The organism is Amycolatopsis sp. NPDC051758 (assembly GCF_044453095.1).
In the GTDB taxonomy this organism is placed as follows: domain Bacteria; phylum Actinomycetota; class Actinomycetes; order Mycobacteriales; family Pseudonocardiaceae; genus Amycolatopsis.
This window is the reverse complement of sequence record NZ_JBITCJ010000002.1, coordinates 975,766-991,622: the sequence shown is the minus strand read 5'-3', so window position 1 is coordinate 991,622 and position 15,857 is coordinate 975,766. Positions and strand designations below refer to the sequence as shown.

Here is a 15,857-nt window from a genome sequence, read left to right as displayed (position 1 = left end):
TGTAGGCCCGTAGCCGGTTGGCTGCGGGCCTTTCCCCTGTTCAGTTGTTCACGCCGCGAACGGCAGGGGTTGGTGGAGGTTGTTGCGCCGAGGTTTTCGGCGCTTATCCAGGAACACCGGGGGCAAGAACTCCGGTAGGCCGTCAGTGGCGATGCGGACTTCCCAGCCGGAGCGATGCAGGAGCCGGTGGTGGTGGGCGCACATCAGCACCAGATTGCCCAGATCCGTGGGGCCGCCATCGGCCCAGTGGTGAATGTGGTGACCCTGACAGTGCCGCGGAGGGCGATGACAGCCAGGGAAAGCGCACCCGCGGTCCCGCAGGTAGAGGGCGCGGCGAAGGCTGGTCGGGACCGAGCGGCGCGAGCGGCCGAGATCAAGCAGTTCGCTCTTGTCGCCTAACACCGCCGGGATGAGTTTGCAGTCGCAGGCGTGGATCCGGGCTTCGGCCGCCGAGATGCGGCCGGTGTCGCCGAGAGTTGCCCGGCCGATGCCGGACCGAAGGTCTTCCAGGGAGACCGCGACCATGACGTGGGCTCGTTCACCTGCCTGCGTCGGCAGGTCCGGAGTATTTAAGGCGAGGTTGATGGCGTCGGAGAAGGCGTCGCCGTAGCGTTCCTGCGGGGAACGGAAGTCGCCGCCGTCGTCGGCGGTGCGGCGCTGGGCGAGCACGTCAAGCAGGGCGCTGGCGCGAGCGCCGGTCTCATCGTCGAACCGGCCGTTGAGCTCCCACACCCCGGATCTCTTCCGGCGCAGGGAAAGCTCTCGGGTGGGCACAGACGGTTCGGTCTCAACCGGCTCAGCACCGTCGGGATCGAGGTGAGCCACGATCCGCGCCCCCAGCGCTGCAACCTGCTTGTGCCCGGCGTCGGAAGCGAAGGACAGCAAGTCTCGTTCTGCATCGTCGCGATGTTCGGGCGGAACTTGCGTCAGGGCACCGACAATGGTGTCGATCATCGGGTTGCTCAATCGACCGTCCAGGGCGGCGACCCCGGTGGCGGGAGCAACAGCGGGCACCGGGCTGCCATCGAGGGCACACCCAGGATTGACCGCCCGCGCTCGTTTCACGACGCGTTCGGCAGCAGCCTTGGGAACATCGGCGAGATGCTCGAACAACCGGGCAACAGACCGATACCCGAACAACTCCATCACACCACGGGACTCGATTTCCACCAGCAGCGAACCGATCTCAGCCTCAGCAGACCGCACCACGGTGAGCAGCGCGGAGACACGGTCGGCCAGAGCCACCGCATCTGCTTGCCACACCGTTTCGCTGTCCACACAACAAGATTACCGACGATCGAACGAATGTTCATCACTCGATCAGGTGGAAGCGGCGGCCCGGCAGGGACACCGTTGCGTGGGGAATCGGCGCTCCCGCACCGAGCAGGAAGCAACCACGAGGAAGCGCCGATTTCCCACGCAACGGCGAAGCCGTATCTTGAAAACCCGCGACTAGGTGGTGATGGACGCGACGGCATCCGTCCCATAGTTCCGGGCGTACCCGTTCTCAACCCCGACCAGGATCTCGGCGACCTCGAAGTACCGGTCCCAGAAAGGAGTTTCCCGCAGGGCATCGATCAGGAGCTGGTACGCGTGATGGTCGACAGCCTCCCAAACCCACACATCGGTCACCCGCGCCGAATAGAACTCGGTGTCGTAGAAGCGTGACCGGACGCCCTTCGTCCTTTCCTCGATCGCCGGGACGACTTCGGTGCGAAAGGCTTCGATCCGCTCCTCGACGGTCAGGGCCAGCCACTCGGGCATCGTCTTGACCAGCATGAAGGCCGTCAACGTCGTCTTCACGCGTACGCACCCGCTTCGATGTCCTCGACCAGGCTCGGCCCGGACGGCGTCCAGCCCAGCAGTTCGCGGGTGACGGCGTTCGACGCGGACATGTCCAGGCCGAAGAACCGGCCGATGAACCCGAAGTGCTCAACGGCGTTCTCGGGGGCGACCGAGACCACCGGGACGTCGAGCGTGCGCCCGATGGCCTCGGCGATTTCCCTGGTGGTGACGGCTTCTTCCGCGACGGCGTGCAGCCGCGACCCGGCCGGCGCGCGCTCGAGGCCGATGCGGATGAGCTGTGCCGCGGCGGGGCGGTGGACCGCGGACCACGCCGTGGTGCCGTCGCCGAGGTAGGCCGACACGCCGTGCTTGCGCGCTGCCGCCATGATCGACGCCAGGAACCCGGGGTCGCCGATGCCGTGCACAGACGGTGCGAAGCGGACGCTCGCCACCCGGACGCCCTTGCCGGCGTACTCGAAGGCGAGGTTCTCCCCGCCGCCGCGCATCGAGTCCGGGCCGACGGCGGGGGAGACGTCGGTCTCGACCGCGGGCCGGCCCTGGACCAGGCCGGCCATCGCGGCGGCGAGGAGGAAGGGGTGGTCGGTGCCGGCGAGCGCGCCGGCGAGAGTCTCGATCGCGGCCCGCTCGGTCCGGTTGTTCTCCGCCGGGTTCGCCCAGTCGTGCTTGTTGGCGAGGTGGACCACCCCCTGGGCGTCGAGGGCGCCGTCGCGGAGACCGTCGAGGTCGTCGAGATCTCCGCGCCGGACCCGGGCGCCCTTCTTGCCGAGGGCGAGGGCGGCGGCGTCCGAGCGGGCGAGGCCGGTGACCTCGTGGCCGGCGCCGAGCAGCTCGTCGACGACCGCCGAGCCGATCCAGCCGGTCGCGCCGGTGACGAACACGTGCATGGTGCTGCTCCTTCTTCGGGGAACTCGTTACGAGTACGAAGTTAGGAGCCGCGTTGGTGTCCGTGCCACGCAACATCGGTAATCCATAGTTGCGTCAGGCGCAAGTTGTGGCCGTCCCGGCTCCGGTCCCCGTGCCCTGGAAGCCGAACTCCGTCGACTGGCCGGGGGACAGGGCGCCGTTGAACCCGGCGTTGGTGAACCGGACGGTGCCGGTGTCGCCGCTGCGCCCGGCGTTCCACGTCGACGTGATCGCGGCGCCCGCGGGCAGGGTCGCGGTGACCGTCCAGCCGGAGACCGGCGCGGCGCCCGCCGTGACGCGGACCGTCGTGACGAACCCGCCCGTCCACTGGTTCACCGACACCGACGCCGTGCAGGTTCCTCCCGAAGGAGGCGTGGTGGGTGTGGTGGTGCTGCCCGGCCCGTCGCCGAGGACGGGTGTGGTCCAGTCGCGCCACTCCGCCAGGTTGCCCGCCTTCTTGGCCGAGATCCGGAAGGTCCCGGTCGCGCTACCCGTCTTCAGCAGGAACTTCTGGATGTTCTGCTGCAGCGGCGTCCGCCACTCCGGCCGGGACGCGCAGTGGGTGCCGTCCTGGACGTCGGACCAGTAGGTGATGTTGTCCCCGGCGCCGAGCGCCTTGTAGACCTCCGCGCCGGCCAGTGCGGCGACACTGCCGGACCGCGCGCCCAGCCAGTCGATGTGCGGGTTCTCCATGACGAACAGCCCGCGCGGCGCGACCATGGCGACCAGCTCGTGGGTGTCGACCGGCAGCGCGGCCGGATTGCCGGTGTACGCGCTGAAGGCGTCCCCGAACCACGGCTGCTCCCCGTAGGCGTTGCTCAGCGGCTGGGACCCGCTTTCCCCGGGAATGCCACGGAGGATCGGCACGCCGGCCGTGCCGGACTCGATCGGCATGGTCAGGGCGATGCGCTGGTCGAACGCGCCGATCGCAAAAGCGCCCTTCCCATACCGCGAACACCCGGTGACGCCGAGCGCGTCCGGCTTGAGGATCCGCCCGCCCGCCTGCTCGACGACGTCGATGATCCGGCTCACGCCCCACGCCCAGGCGGCCAGCAGCCCGGTGCTGCTCGACGAGCCGTAAATGCTGTAGAACGCGCCCTGTTTGTTGTTCCGCGGGGTGCCTTCCTTGCCGACGGCGAGCGGGTCGTAGGTGATGACGGCGGCTCCGGCGGCCTTGATGGTCGCGGTGTCCGCGCCGAATCCGCCCACGACCACGACGGCCGGGAACGGCCCGGTGCCGCTCGGCAGTTCGACACCCGCGGAGAAACTCGCGCTCCGGCCGTTTTCCCCGGCGTTCACGGTGATACCGGTGTTCGAAACCGTGCCCGTGACGCTGGCCGGCTTTGCCGGCTTCTCACCGTAGATCGAGCGCTCCGCGAGCTTCTTGATCTCCTGTCGCCGGCACCGCCAGTCGGACCGGCTGGTGATGCGTGCGCCGTCGATCTTCTTGAAGGGGTCGGGAAGTTTGGCGGTGGCGGGCCACGAGCCGGGCACGGTGACGGCACAGTCGGCGCCGTCGTCCTCGACCGCCGCGGCGGCGCCGGAGGCGACCGTGACCACGCCGCCGAGGGTGAGCACGGTCGCCGCCAGCAGTACGAGGGCAGCGCGGATCCGGGTGTGCACACGCACCGGGTTCTCCCTTCCGGGGAAACGGAATACCAAAACGGTAGGTCCGTTTCGCTTTCCCCGTCAAGAAGTGCCCGTCGACCGAAACTTTCGAATTGCGGGTTATTCCGAAAGTTTCGGATTTGTGTGTTCGGCGTCGACCCGGGTGGTGACGCCGGTTTCGACGATCGTGCGGGTCGCCTCCACCGACGCGTACGTCCACAGGATGCGCATCGGCTCGGTGGCCGACGCGTTGCGGAACCGGTGCGGGGTGCCCGCGTCGACGTACGTCGTGTCGAACTGCTCGAGGTGGTGCTCGGCGCCGTCGATCTCCACGATCGCCGAACCCTCGAGGATCACCACGCTCTCCGGGCAGTTGTGCGTGTGGAGCGGGATGCCCGCGCCGCCCTCGAAGTGCGTGGTGCCGTTCAGGAACACCTTCGCGCCGACCGCGCATGTCACCAGGGGGACGGTGCTCGCGCCACCGCCGCGGTTGTGCGCCGGCAGCGACGACGGGCGCAGCACCGCCGGCGGGAACGACGTCGACCCCGGGCCGCGCCACACGGTCTTCGTGTTGGTGAACTCGCGGATCCCCTCGGCCCCGAGCTCGCGGCCGTACCCGGACTTCTTGATGCCGCCGAACGGCAGGCGCGGGTCGGACGCGACCATGCCGTTGACGAACACGGCACCCGCCTCGAGGCGGCGCACGAGCGCGGCGGCGCGGTCGAGGTCGCGGGTCCACAACGCCGCGCCGAGGCCGAACTCCGTGCGGTTGGCCAGCTCGATCGCTTCGTCCGGGCCGGCGACTCGGGTGATCGCGGCGACCGGTCCGAAGGTCTCCTCGTCGAACGCCGCCATGCCCGGGGTCACGTGGTCGAGCACCGTCGGCGGGTAGAAGAACCCGGGCCCGTCGGCGGGCTTCCCGCCCAGCAGCAGGGAAGCGCCCGCGTCGACGCTCCGGCCGACCTGGTCGTGCAGCGTCTCGCGCAGGTTCTCCCGCGCCAGCGGGCCGACCTCCAAGGCGGCGGCCGCGGCGGTGAACTCCCGGACGAACTCGTCGGCGACGGCTTCTTCGACGATGAACCGCTTGGCGTTGACGCAGCTCTGCCCGCCGTTGACGAACCGGGCCTTGACGGCGGTCGCCGCGGCGGCGGGCACGTCGGCGTCGGCCAGCACGACGAACGGGTCCGACCCGCCCAGCTCCAGCACCTGCTTCTTCAGCGCCGCCCCGGCCTGCGCGGCGATGATCGCCCCGACCTCGGTCGAGCCGGTGAAGGTGACCGCCGCGATCCGGTCGTCCGCGATGAGCCCGGCGACTGCGCCGGACTCCACGAGCAGCACCTGGACCAGGCCCTCGGGCGTGCCGGCGGCTCGCATGACGTCCGCGATGGCCAGCGCGCACTGCGGCACGTTGCCCGCGTGCTTGAGGACGATCCCGTTGCCCGCGGCGAGCGCGGGCGCGGCGAAGCGGAAGAACTGCCAGAACGGGTAGTTCCACGGCATCACGGCCAGCACGACGCCGAGCGGGTCGTGCACGACCACGCTGTCGGGCGGGATCGGCCGGTCGGCGAGGTAGGTGCCCGCCTGCCCGGCGTAGTGCTCGCACGTCACCGCGCACTTCTCGATCTCGGCTTCGGCCTCGGTGAGCGGCTTGCCCATCTCCGCGGTGACCAGCCGGGCGTACTCGTCCTTGCCGGCACGCAGAACGCGGGCCAGCTCCCGCAACAGCCCCACCCGCTCGGTGACGTCGAGAGTGCGCCAGCGCGCCTGGGCGCCGGCGGCCGCGTCGAGCGCAGTCTCGACGTCCACAGTGGACTGCGGGGTGAAGCGGGCCAGTTCGGTGCCGCTGGCCGGGTCGACGGAGAGGATCATCGGGCTCCAGTCTTCGTGAGGGCGTGGCTGACGGCTTCGGCGAACTCGGCCGTGCCGAGCGTGCCGCCGAGGTCGCGGGTGCGGGTCCCGGGGTCGTCGAGCACGGTGTCGACGGCCGCGGTGATCAGGGCCGCGGCCTCGGTCAGCCCGGGGTTGTCGTCGCGGCGGCCGCGCCAGTCGAGCAGCATCGCCGCGGAGAGGATGAGCGACGTCGGGTTCGCCACCCCGAGCCCGGCGATGTCGGGCGCGGAACCGTGCTGCGCCTGCCCGACGCACAGGGTGTGCCCGGCGTTGATCGACCCGCCCAGGCCGAGGCCGCCGGAGAGCTCGGACGCTTCGTCGGACAGGATGTCGCCGAACATGTTGGTGGTGACCAGGACGTCGAACCGCTCCGGGGTGCGGATCAGCAGCGCCGCGGTCGCGTCGACGATCAGCTCTTCCAGTTCCACGTCCGGGTACCGCGAAGCGACCTTGCGGACCTCACGCAGGAACAGCCCGTCGGACAGCTTCAGCACGTTGGCCTTGTGCACCGCGGTCACCTTGCGGCGGCGGCCGCGTGCCAGCTCGAACGCGGCGACGGCCACCCGCTCGGCCGCCTTCGCGCTGACCTTGCGGACCGACAGCGCCAGATCGGGGTCGGGCATGAACTCGCCGGTGCCCGCGTGCATGTTGCGGTCGGCGTAGAAGCCTTCGGTGTTCTCCCGCACGATGACCAGGTCCATCGGGGCGCGCAGGAGGCTCAGCTCCGCCCGGGAGCGGCAGGGCCGGATGTTGGCGAACAGCTCGAACACCGTCCGCAGCTCGGCCGACGGGTTGATGCCGCCCTCGGCGCGCGGCGGGTACTCGTAGTGCGACACCGGCCCGAGCAGGACGCCGTCCACCTGCGGGATCCGGGTCATCACCGCGGCGGGCAGGGTGGTCCCGGACTCGGCCAGCGAGGCGAGCCCGATGGCGCGCGTCTCGAACTCCAGGCCCAGGCCGAGCAGGTCGTCGGCGGCGGTGAGCACGTCGAGGGTGGCGGTGGTGATCTCGGGCCCGATGCCGTCGCCGGGCAGGACGAGGATCTTCATGGGTGGTGCCCTTCGGGGTCGGGGAGCAGCGCGGCCAGGTGGGGCCGCATCCGCTCGGCGATCAGGCGGTAGCCCTCGGCGCCGGGGTGCAGGCCGTCGGCCAGCAGCCCGGCGTCGGCCGGGCCGAGGATCGCCGGGCCGGGCACCACGGGCAGGCCGGCCGCGGCGGCCGCGACCTCGGCCCGCACGTCCGCGAGGGTGAGCCCGAGCGCGTTCGGCCGGTTCTCGCGCTCGGGGGCGTGCAGGGGAGTGGTGAGCAGGATCGGGGTGTCCGGGTGGCCGTCCCGGATCGTGCGGACGAACCCCTCCAGCGCGGGCCCGAGCGAGCGTGCGGAGAAGGACGCCGCGCCGTGGATGTTGACCCCGACGCACAGGCTGATCACGTCGGCTTCGGTGTCGCGGATGTGCCGGGCCACCACCGGGTCGAGGTGGCATTCGCCGGCAAAACCCAGGCAGCGCACGGACCAGCCGAGTGTCGTCGCGGCCAGGGCGGGCCAGGTCTCGGACGGGCCGGCGGCCAGCCGGCACTGGGTGATCGAGCTGCCGTAGACGATCCAGCGCGGACCTTCCGGCAGCGGCGTCATTTCTCCGTCGAGGCCGAGTTCGCCGAGACTGACGTGGCTCGACTGCGGCAGCCAGATCCGCACGCGCTTCCGCCCGGCGGGGAGATCCACGCCGACCGTGCGCGAGCGGCTCACCAGCTTGTCGTCGACCACCACGTCGACCTCGCCGGTCCCGGCGATCCAGACGTCCCAGTCCAGGCGGCGGGCGTCGGTCTCGAACTCCAGCCGCACCCCGGCAGGCATCCGCGCGACGTCGTCGAGCCGCGGGTGCAGGCCCGCCGCGGGCAGCCGGCGGGGGACGAGCCGGCCGTCCTCGGTGACGAGTTCCGCTTGCCCGCGCAGGAATTCCCGGTACCTCACGCGCTCAGTTCTTCGGCGAGCTGCTTGACGGCGTGCCGCAGGTCTTCTTCCTCGATCACCAGCGGCGGGGCGAGCCGGATGGTCGAGCCGTGGGCGTCCTTGGCCAGCACACCCCGGTTCAGCAGGCCTTCGCAGACGTCGCGGCCGCTGCGGCCGACCACGTCGATGCCGGCCCAGAGGCCGAGCGTGCGCACCTCCCGGACGTTGGGCAGGCCGGTGAGCAGTCCGGCGAAGATCTCGCCCAGTTCCGTGGCCCGGCGCTGCGGTTCGCCGCTCGCGAGCTTACGGACGACGGCGGTGCCGATCGCGCAGGCGAGCGGGTTGCCGCCGAAGGTGCTGCCGTGCTGGCCCGGCTGCAGGACACCGAGCACCTCGCGCCGCGAGACCACCGCCGACAGCGGGATCAAGCCGCCGCCGAGCGCCTTGCCCAGCAGGTAGACGTCCGGCACCACACCGAAGTGCTCACAGGCGAAGGTGCGCCCGGTCCGGCCGAGCCCCGACTGGATCTCGTCGGCGATCATCAGCACGTTGTTCGTGGTGCAGGTTTCGCGGACCGCGGCGAGGTAACCCCCGGGCGGCAGCAGGACACCCGCTTCCCCCTGCACCGGCTCGATCAGCACCGCGACGGTGTCTTCGGTGACGGCCGCACGCAGCGCCTCGGCGTCGCCGAACGGGACGGTGTCGAAGCCGGGCGTGAACGGGCCGAAGTCGGCCGTGGCGACGGGGTCGTCGGAGAAGCTGACGATGGTCGTGGTGCGGCCGTGGAAGTTGCCGCCCGCCACCACGATCCGGGCGCGACCGGCGGGCACGCCCTTGACCGTGTAGCCCCACTTCCGTGCCACCTTGATCGCCGTCTCGACGGCTTCGGCGCCGGTGTTCATCGGCAGCACCAGGTCCATGCCCGCCAGCTCGGCTAGCTCCGCGCTGAACGTCGAGAGCTTGTCGTGGTGGAACGCGCGGCTGGTGAGCGTCAGGCGGTCGAGCTGCTCGTGCGCCACGGCGAGGAGCTCCTTGTCGCCGTGGCCGAAGTTCAGCGCGCTGTACCCGGCGAGCAGGTCGAGGAGGCGCCGGCCTTCGACGTCGGTGACCCAGGCGCCGTGGCCTTCGGCCAGCACGACCGGCAGCGGGTGGTAGTTGCGGGCCGTGCTGGCCTCGACGCGGCTGATTTCGTCGGTCGTCGTGCTCACGGGCTCTCTTTCCGGGTGGGTTTGCGGGGCCGGCGGGAGGTGCCGGTCTGGCTGAGCTCCGACCGCAGCTCGGTCAGCAGCTCGGCCCGTTCGGTGGCGCGGGCTTCGTCCTGGGCGCGCACGCCGAGCACGAGGGCGTCGGTGAGCACCTGGGACGGCAGGCTTTCGCCGGTGGAGCCGGTCGCGCTGGGCGCCGCGGACAGGGCGACGTGCACACGGTCGGCGTAGACGGGCACGAGGGAGTCGGAGACCAGCACGGCCCGGGCGCCGACGGCGGCGGCGTGGTCGAGCACGATCTCCAGCTCCGCGAGCAGCCGGCTGGGGGAGTACAGCACAACGACGTCCCCCCGCTCGAGCTCCAGGAGGTCGTCGGCCAGCCGGAAGCCGGTGGCGCCGCTGACCCGGGCGCGCCGGCCGATCCGGCGCAGCCGCAGGGCCAGGTAGGCGGCGACGGTCTCGGACGGCCCGATGCCGAACGCGAGCACCTCGCGGGCGCCGGCCAGCGTGGCGACCGCCGTGTCGAAGGCCGGTTCGGTGGTGAGCCGCCAGGTGCCGGCGAGCCGTTCGGCCGCCTCGGTGAACACCTGGGCGAGCAGGGCGGCGGTGGCCGAGCCCTCGACGCCCGGGAGGCCGGTCGGCGGCGCCGGGCGGGTGGCCCGCACCACCTCCCGGGTGAGGCTGTGCCGCAGTTCGAGCAGGCCGGCGTAACCCAGCGACTTGGCTGTCCGGACGACGGTCGCGTCGCTGGTCCCGGCGGCCGCCGCGATCTGCTCGGCGGTGGCGAAGACCGCGTCGGAGGTGTGGGTGCGCAGGTACTCCGCGACCTTCCGCTCCGCCTTGGTCATCATCGCCAGCCGGCCGGCGATCCGGTCCTGCAGGGACGGCTCGCCGTGCTCTGTAGTTTCCATGTCAGTCGTTGACTTCCTTGTAGGAATGACTACATAGTAGCGCAAGAATCATTTGCTGCAAGGTCTGTAGTCGCCACTACATCGCGGAGGCTTGCTCTTGACCACCATCCCGCTGCTGGAGCTCAGCGGCTCTCCCACCGAACGCGGCCGCGCGCACGGCGAAGCGGCGCGCGCGGAGATCGCCCGCTCGATCGACCACTACCGCCGGTCGTTCGCCGTCAAGCCCGGCCTGGCCTGGGCCGACGTGCTCGCCCGGGTGGGGCCGTGGCGGAAGCTCGTCGGCACGCACGCCCCGCACCTGCTGGACGAGATGGACGGCATCGCCGCCGGCGCCGGGGTGCACCCGGACGAGGTGCTCGCGCTCAACGCGCGTGGCGAAATCGCCCGCAACCACGCCAGCCGCTTCACCGAAATGGAGCCCGACGGCTGTTCGTCGTTCGCGCTGCTGCCCGAAGCCACCGGCGACGGCCACGTCTACTGCGGGCAGAACTGGGACTGGCGGGCCGAAACCGAAACCACGACGGTGCTGATCCGGATCGTGCAGCCGCCGAAGCCCACCGTGATCATGCAGGTCGAGGCGGGCCAGGTCGGCCGGCACGGGGTCAACTCGGCGGGGATCGCGCTCAACGCCAACGGCCTCGACGGCGCGTTCGGCGCCCCCGCCGGCCTGCCGCAACCCGTGCTGCGCCGCCTGATCCTGGACAGCCCGACCCTGCGTGACGCGCTGCGCGTGCCGTACACACTCCCGCAGCACATCGCCACGAACCTGCTGTTCACCCACCGCGACGGGTTTGCCGTCGACCTCGAGACCACCCCGCTCGACCACCGCTGGGGATACCCGGCGGACGGCGTGCTGGTGCACGGGAACCACTACCGGTACGGCATTCCGCCCGCGCTGGCCGGGACGTACCGGCCGGCCGCGGTGGACTCCCTGTACCGCGTCCCGATCATCGAACGCGGTCTCGCCGGCGCGAAGGACGCTTCGGATTCCGAGAGTGTGCGCAAGGTCGTGCAGTCCACCATGAGTGACCATTTCGGACATCCGCACGGGGTCTGCGCCCACGTCCGGGAGAACGATTCCGCCGTGACCCGGTACAAGACCACGATGTCCAGCCTGGTCGACCTCACCGCGGGGGAGTACCGCGTGCTGCGCGGCAATCCGTGTGAAGGCGGCTACGAGCTCCTGCCGTGGCACATCGCCGACGGGCCCGGCGGGGTGTGAGCCGTATCTTGGTGCGGTGAGCGAGGACACCTGGGCCGCTCTGGCCGACCAGTTCGCCGACGGCGCCTACGCGACGGTGAAGGGACGCGTGCGCACTTACGTGCTGCACCGGCAGCTGCTGGAGCACTTGCCGCCGCCGCCCGCAACGGTGCTCGACGTCGGTGGCGGCGCGGGCCACCAGTCGTTCCCCCTGGCCCGCGCCGGCTACGACGTGACGCTGCTCGACCCGTCGGAGGCAATGCTGGACAAGGCCCGGCAGCGGTTGTCGGACGACATCCGGCCGCGGGTGACGTTTGTGCACGCCTCGGGTGAGCACGCCGAGGAAGCGGTGCAGGGCCGTCGTTTCGACGCCGTGTTGTGCCACGGGGTGCTCGGCTACCTCGACCGGCCGGAGCCGCTGGTCGACCAGCTGTGCCGGTGCGCCGCTCCCGGTGGGGTGGTCTCGATCATGACGGGCAACGCGCACACGATGGCGGTGCGCCCGGCGCTGGAGCAGCGGTGGGACGACGCGCTGGCGGCGTTCGAGGCCACGACCGAGGTCGGGGTGCTGGGTGTGCCGACCCGCGCCGACACGGTGGAGGATCTCAGTGATCTCCTGTCGGACCGGGGCGTGGAACCCCTGGACTGGTACGGGGTCTGGTTGTTCGTGGACTGGCTCGAGTTCGGCGGTGCCTCCCTGGACGTGTCCGATGCGGAGCGGGTGGCGGCGGTCGAACTGGAAGCCGGCCGCCGCGATCCCTACCGCCGGCTCAGCCGCGTTTTCCACCTCCTGGGGCGCAAGGGTCAGCGGCCGATCTCGGCGCTTTCCAGCACCGCCAGCGCATCCGGCACCAGCACCGCGGCCGAGTAGTAGGCGGACACCAAGTACGAGATGATGGCCTGCTCGGACACCCCCATGAACCGCACGTTCAGCCCCGGCTGGTACTCGTCCGGCAGTCCGGTCTGGTGCAACCCGACCACGCCCTGGGCCTGCTCGCCGGTGCGCATCAGCAGGATCGAGCTGGTGCGGGTCTCGGTGACGGGGATCTTGTTGCACGGCAGGATCGGCACCCCGCGCCACGCCGGAACGTGGTGCCCGCCCAGGTCGACGGCGTCGGGGTAGACCCCGGCCTTGGTGCATTCGCGCCCGAACGCGGCGATCGTCTTCGGGTGGGCGAGGAAGAACCCGGGGTCCTTCCAGACCAGGGCGAGGAGTTCGTCGAGGTCGTCCGGGGTCGGGGGACCGGTGCGGGTGGGGATGCGCTGGGCGAAGTCGGCGTTGTGCAGCAGCCCGAAGTCGGTGTTGTTGATCAGCTCGTGTTCCTGGCGCTCCCGCAACGCCTCGACCGTCAGCCGTAGCTGCTGCTCGATCTGGTTCATCGGCTGGTTGTAGAGATCCGCGACTCGCGAGTGGACCCGCAGCACCGTCTGGGCGACCGACAGTTCGTACTCACGCGGCGAGGCTTCGTAGTCGACGAACGTGCCCGGCAGGGCCGGTTCCCCGTCATGCCCCGACGCGAGCGAAATCTCCGCTTCGCCGTGGTCGTTGCGCGCGCTCGACCCGCCGGCGACAAAGGCGTCCAGATGCGCCTGGAGGCTCTCCGAGCGTGACAGCACATCCTCGAAGACCTGCCTCGGCAGGGAAAGAACGGTGCAGGACGTGACGGCCTTGGCGGTGAACTCCCAGATCCCGTCGTCACGGACGAGGGTGTTTTCCCCGAAGTAGCCACCGTCGGCGAGCGTGCCCAGGACCGTCTGGTCGCCGTAGGCGCCGACACCGACCTTGGTGATCTTGCCGTGGGCGATGAGGAACACCTGGTCGGCCTGGCTGCCGAACTCGACCAGGGTGTCGCCGGGCTCGTACTCGTGCTGGCCGAACCGGGACGCCAGTTCGGCGAGAACTTCTTCGTCGTCGAACCCGCGCAGCGGCGCCAGCTCGCCCAGCTCCGGCGGGATCACCCGCACTTCGGAGCCGCTGGTGGTGAACGTGACCCGGCCGTCGCCGACCGAGTAGGCCAGGCGCCGGTTGACGCGGTAGGCGCCACCGGAGACCTCCACCCACGACAGCAGTTTGAGCAGCCATCGGGAGGAGATGCCCTGCATCTGCGGGACGGACTTGGTTGTGGTCGCCAGCGTCCGGGCCGCGGCGCGCCCCAGGCTGAGGGGTGCCTGTTCGGATTCCACCGGGTCGGTGACAGTCACAGCGAGAACCACCCAATCATGCGTTTCGGTCGGAACGGGTCACTGGTAACGGGGATTGGTGGCGTGCCAGGTGAAGCCGCCGCCCATCCAGGAACGGACACCCACGAGGAACCGCTGCAGCTCCGGGGAGGGCACGGCCAGCAGCTCCCGGTGGCCGTCCTCGAACTCGTGGACGATCTTGTTGTGCAGCTCGACGGTGGCCTCGACCGCCTCTTCGACCGGGCAGCCCCGGTCCGCGGCGATCTGCAGGACCATGTTGCACACCGGCTTCTCGTCGGCCGCGTCCTTGGCCACCGAATGGAGGTCGTTGACCAGCACCGACGCCGTCCCGGCGCGCATCATCGCTTCCCGCACGCGCGGGTCGTAGTAGAACGGCGCGGCCAGCTCGTACCCGCCGACGGCGTCGATGAGGGTCATCGACGTGTAGAAGCTGTCGTGCTGGCGGGCCGCCAGGTACTCCCACGCGGGTGGGTAGCGGCCGGTGTGGCGCCACGCCGCGTAGGCGTCCCAGCTGACGAACATCGCGAACGTCGAGTAGCAGACGCGCTGCACGAGCACGGGGGAGCCGTGCCGGCCCAGGTGGTCGATCGCCGAGCCGAATCCGACGAGGATCGGGTCGGCGCGCAATGCCTCCGTGAGCGGCGCCGAGAACTCGCCGGCCGGCGCGACCGGGTCCATGGCCGCCATGACGAGCGCCAGGCGCGGCGGGAGCTCGGTGGGCGCCGCGCCGAGTGTGCTGTCGTCGGCGTAGTAGTCGTCCGCCGCCCACCAGGTCGCGTTCAGCTGGGCCGCGACGAGCAGCCGGTCGGGGTCGTCGCAGTCCGGGTGGGCGAGCATCACCAGCCGGCCGAACCCGGCGTGCGTGATCTGGTCCAGGCCTTCGCCGGTGAACCCGCAGTCGGTGGCCCACGCGACCAGCCGCCGGTCCACCTCCGCGGCGAGACCGTCGTCGATGCGGCCCACCACCGGGCAGTACAACGGCGACGCGCTGCCGTCACCCCACGGCAGGTACGCGTACGCCGGATCCTGCCCGGGTGAGGGCATGAACTGGGTCGCGATCCGCGCCGCCGACGTCCCGAGGCCGAACGGTCCCGCCAGCAACCCCGCGGCCCCGCCGGTGGTCCACTGTGGACACGCGGTTCCGGTCATCGTGGATCTCCCTCGTGACCGGCCGCCTCAGACGCGGTCGGCGGCGATGAGCAGGTAGTGGAAACTGCCTTCGCGGTAGGCGGTCAGGAAGGGCTCCTCGATGCCGGTGGCGACCGACGACTTCGCCCGCAGCTCCCAGTAGGGGATCGTCGCCGCCGTCAGGTCGACCACGTTGATCGGGACAAAACCGTTGGCGGACAACGCCTTGAAGTAGTCACCGCGGGCGTGGATGTTGCAGATGTAGTGCTGGTCGATCTGGCTCACCGCGCGCGACCGGCCGCCCGTGACGTCGTTGTAGCACCCGGTGATCGTCACGTACCGCCCCCCGGGCCGCAGCTGCCGCGCGTGCTCGGCGAACAGGTCGTGGAGGTCGACGTACATCGTGCTCTCGTTGTTCCAGATGCCCTGGAAGACGCCGGTTTCGAAGCCGGTGTCGAGCATGTTGCGCAGGTGGTAGCGCACCGAGCCGTCGATCCCGCGCTGCCGGACGTGCTCGTTCGCGAACCGGACCTGCTGCTCGGAGATGGAGATCCCGTCGACCTGGCAGCCGAAGCGCTGGTGGGCCATCACACTCGTGCCGCCGCGCCCGCAGCCGGCGTCGAGCAGCCGGTCCGTCGGCGCGATCCGGCCGAGGTGATCGAGGAGGACGTCCGCCTGCGCCGTCTCGAGCCGGTGCATCTCCGCGATGATCGCCTGGTCGCGGGTGGCTTCCGGCGCCTCGAGGACGGCCGGGTCGTAGTCGCCGAGCCCGTAGTGGTGGTGGTAGAGACCGTCCACATCGCCCAGCTTGAGGTTCACCGGATCCTTTTCCGCGTTCCAGTAGTCGGCGACCGACTGCTGGTACGCGGTGCGGGTCACGGGCTGGTCGGTAGCGGTCATCAGCGAGCTCCTCGTCGTTTTCCTTGGCAGGCAAGGGGATCGCCGGGCACCCCGGTGTCGTCCCCTCCTCCGTCGACGCTAGCGAGGATCGTTTCGCGGGGACAAGGAGCTTCACTCGCGCTGCGCGGGCGTTGCCCGTCTGGCCCAGCGGC

Annotated in this window: 14 protein-coding genes; 2 read left to right on the top strand and 12 right to left on the bottom strand. The window is 70.7% G+C overall.

The genetic code is table 11. The features are described from left to right. Positions 1-48: 48 nt before the first annotated feature. The 9 genes from ACIA5G_RS13600 to ACIA5G_RS13560 form a co-directional block, all read right to left on the bottom strand. Positions 49-1,278: a DUF222 domain-containing protein gene (locus ACIA5G_RS13600; RefSeq protein WP_395923122.1), complete on the bottom strand. Its 1,230-nt coding sequence runs from the start codon at positions 1,276-1,278 to the stop codon at positions 49-51. Between the two features lie 174 nt (positions 1,279-1,452). Continuing rightward, positions 1,453-1,803 carry a darcynin family protein gene (locus ACIA5G_RS13595; protein WP_395923120.1) on the bottom strand — a complete coding sequence of 117 codons (351 nt, stop codon included), beginning with the start codon at positions 1,801-1,803 and terminating at the stop codon, positions 1,453-1,455. Continuing rightward, positions 1,800-2,690 carry an SDR family oxidoreductase gene (locus ACIA5G_RS13590; RefSeq protein ID WP_395923118.1) on the bottom strand — a complete coding sequence of 297 codons (891 nt, stop codon included), beginning with the start codon at positions 2,688-2,690 and terminating at the stop codon, positions 1,800-1,802. The genes ACIA5G_RS13595 and ACIA5G_RS13590 overlap by 4 nt, the downstream gene beginning before the upstream one ends. Positions 2,691-2,784: 94 nt before the next feature. Next, complete coding sequence (locus tag ACIA5G_RS13585; protein ID WP_395923116.1) at positions 2,785-4,338, bottom strand: cellulose binding domain-containing protein; 1,554 nt, start codon at positions 4,336-4,338, stop codon at positions 2,785-2,787. Between the two features lie 99 nt (positions 4,339-4,437). Next, the gene (locus tag ACIA5G_RS13580; protein ID WP_395923114.1) at positions 4,438-6,186 is read right to left on the bottom strand and encodes an aldehyde dehydrogenase family protein; all 1,749 of its coding nucleotides are present in this window, start codon (positions 6,184-6,186) and stop codon (positions 4,438-4,440) included. Then, entirely contained in the window at positions 6,183-7,256 is a 1,074-nt protein-coding gene (locus tag ACIA5G_RS13575; RefSeq protein WP_395923112.1) for an isocitrate/isopropylmalate dehydrogenase family protein, read from the bottom strand. Before ACIA5G_RS13575 ends, ACIA5G_RS13580 begins: the two co-directional genes overlap by 4 nt. Next, positions 7,253-8,179: a GDSL-type esterase/lipase family protein gene (locus ACIA5G_RS13570; RefSeq protein ID WP_395923110.1), complete on the bottom strand. Its 927-nt coding sequence runs from the start codon at positions 8,177-8,179 to the stop codon at positions 7,253-7,255. Before ACIA5G_RS13570 ends, ACIA5G_RS13575 begins: the two co-directional genes overlap by 4 nt. After that, positions 8,176-9,366: an ornithine--oxo-acid transaminase gene (gene rocD, locus ACIA5G_RS13565; RefSeq protein WP_395923108.1), complete on the bottom strand. Its 1,191-nt coding sequence runs from the start codon at positions 9,364-9,366 to the stop codon at positions 8,176-8,178. The genes ACIA5G_RS13570 and rocD overlap by 4 nt, the downstream gene beginning before the upstream one ends. Beyond that, a complete protein-coding gene (locus ACIA5G_RS13560) occupies positions 9,363-10,274 on the bottom strand; it encodes a MurR/RpiR family transcriptional regulator (RefSeq protein ID WP_395923106.1) in 912 nt (303 codons plus the stop codon). Before ACIA5G_RS13560 ends, rocD begins: the two co-directional genes overlap by 4 nt. Before the next feature lie 97 nt (positions 10,275-10,371). Between ACIA5G_RS13560 and ACIA5G_RS13555 the strand changes: the two genes are divergently transcribed. Both ACIA5G_RS13555 and ACIA5G_RS13550 read left to right on the top strand, forming a co-directional pair. Next, positions 10,372-11,496, top strand: coding sequence for a C45 family autoproteolytic acyltransferase/hydolase (locus ACIA5G_RS13555; RefSeq protein ID WP_395923104.1), 1,125 nt, complete (start codon positions 10,372-10,374; stop codon positions 11,494-11,496). Positions 11,497-11,512: 16 nt separating this feature from the next. Further along, positions 11,513-12,346, top strand: a complete 834-nt coding sequence (locus tag ACIA5G_RS13550; protein ID WP_395923102.1) for a methyltransferase — start codon at positions 11,513-11,515, stop codon at positions 12,344-12,346. On the opposite strand, the gene ACIA5G_RS13545 is transcribed toward ACIA5G_RS13550, so the two are convergent. The 3 genes from ACIA5G_RS13545 to ACIA5G_RS13535 are packed head-to-tail and all read right to left on the bottom strand — an operon-like array spanning position 12,280 to position 15,705. Next, positions 12,280-13,677, bottom strand: a complete 1,398-nt coding sequence (locus tag ACIA5G_RS13545; protein WP_395923101.1) for a family 2B encapsulin nanocompartment shell protein — start codon at positions 13,675-13,677, stop codon at positions 12,280-12,282. The genes ACIA5G_RS13550 and ACIA5G_RS13545 overlap by 67 nt on opposite strands. Positions 13,678-13,716: 39 nt before the next feature. Next, positions 13,717-14,826, bottom strand: a complete 1,110-nt coding sequence (locus tag ACIA5G_RS13540; RefSeq protein WP_395923100.1) for a family 2 encapsulin nanocompartment cargo protein terpene cyclase — start codon at positions 14,824-14,826, stop codon at positions 13,717-13,719. 27 nt (positions 14,827-14,853) lie between these two features. Then, the gene (locus tag ACIA5G_RS13535; RefSeq protein WP_395923099.1) at positions 14,854-15,705 is read right to left on the bottom strand and encodes a geranyl diphosphate 2-C-methyltransferase; all 852 of its coding nucleotides are present in this window, start codon (positions 15,703-15,705) and stop codon (positions 14,854-14,856) included. Positions 15,706-15,857: the final 152 nt, after the last annotated feature.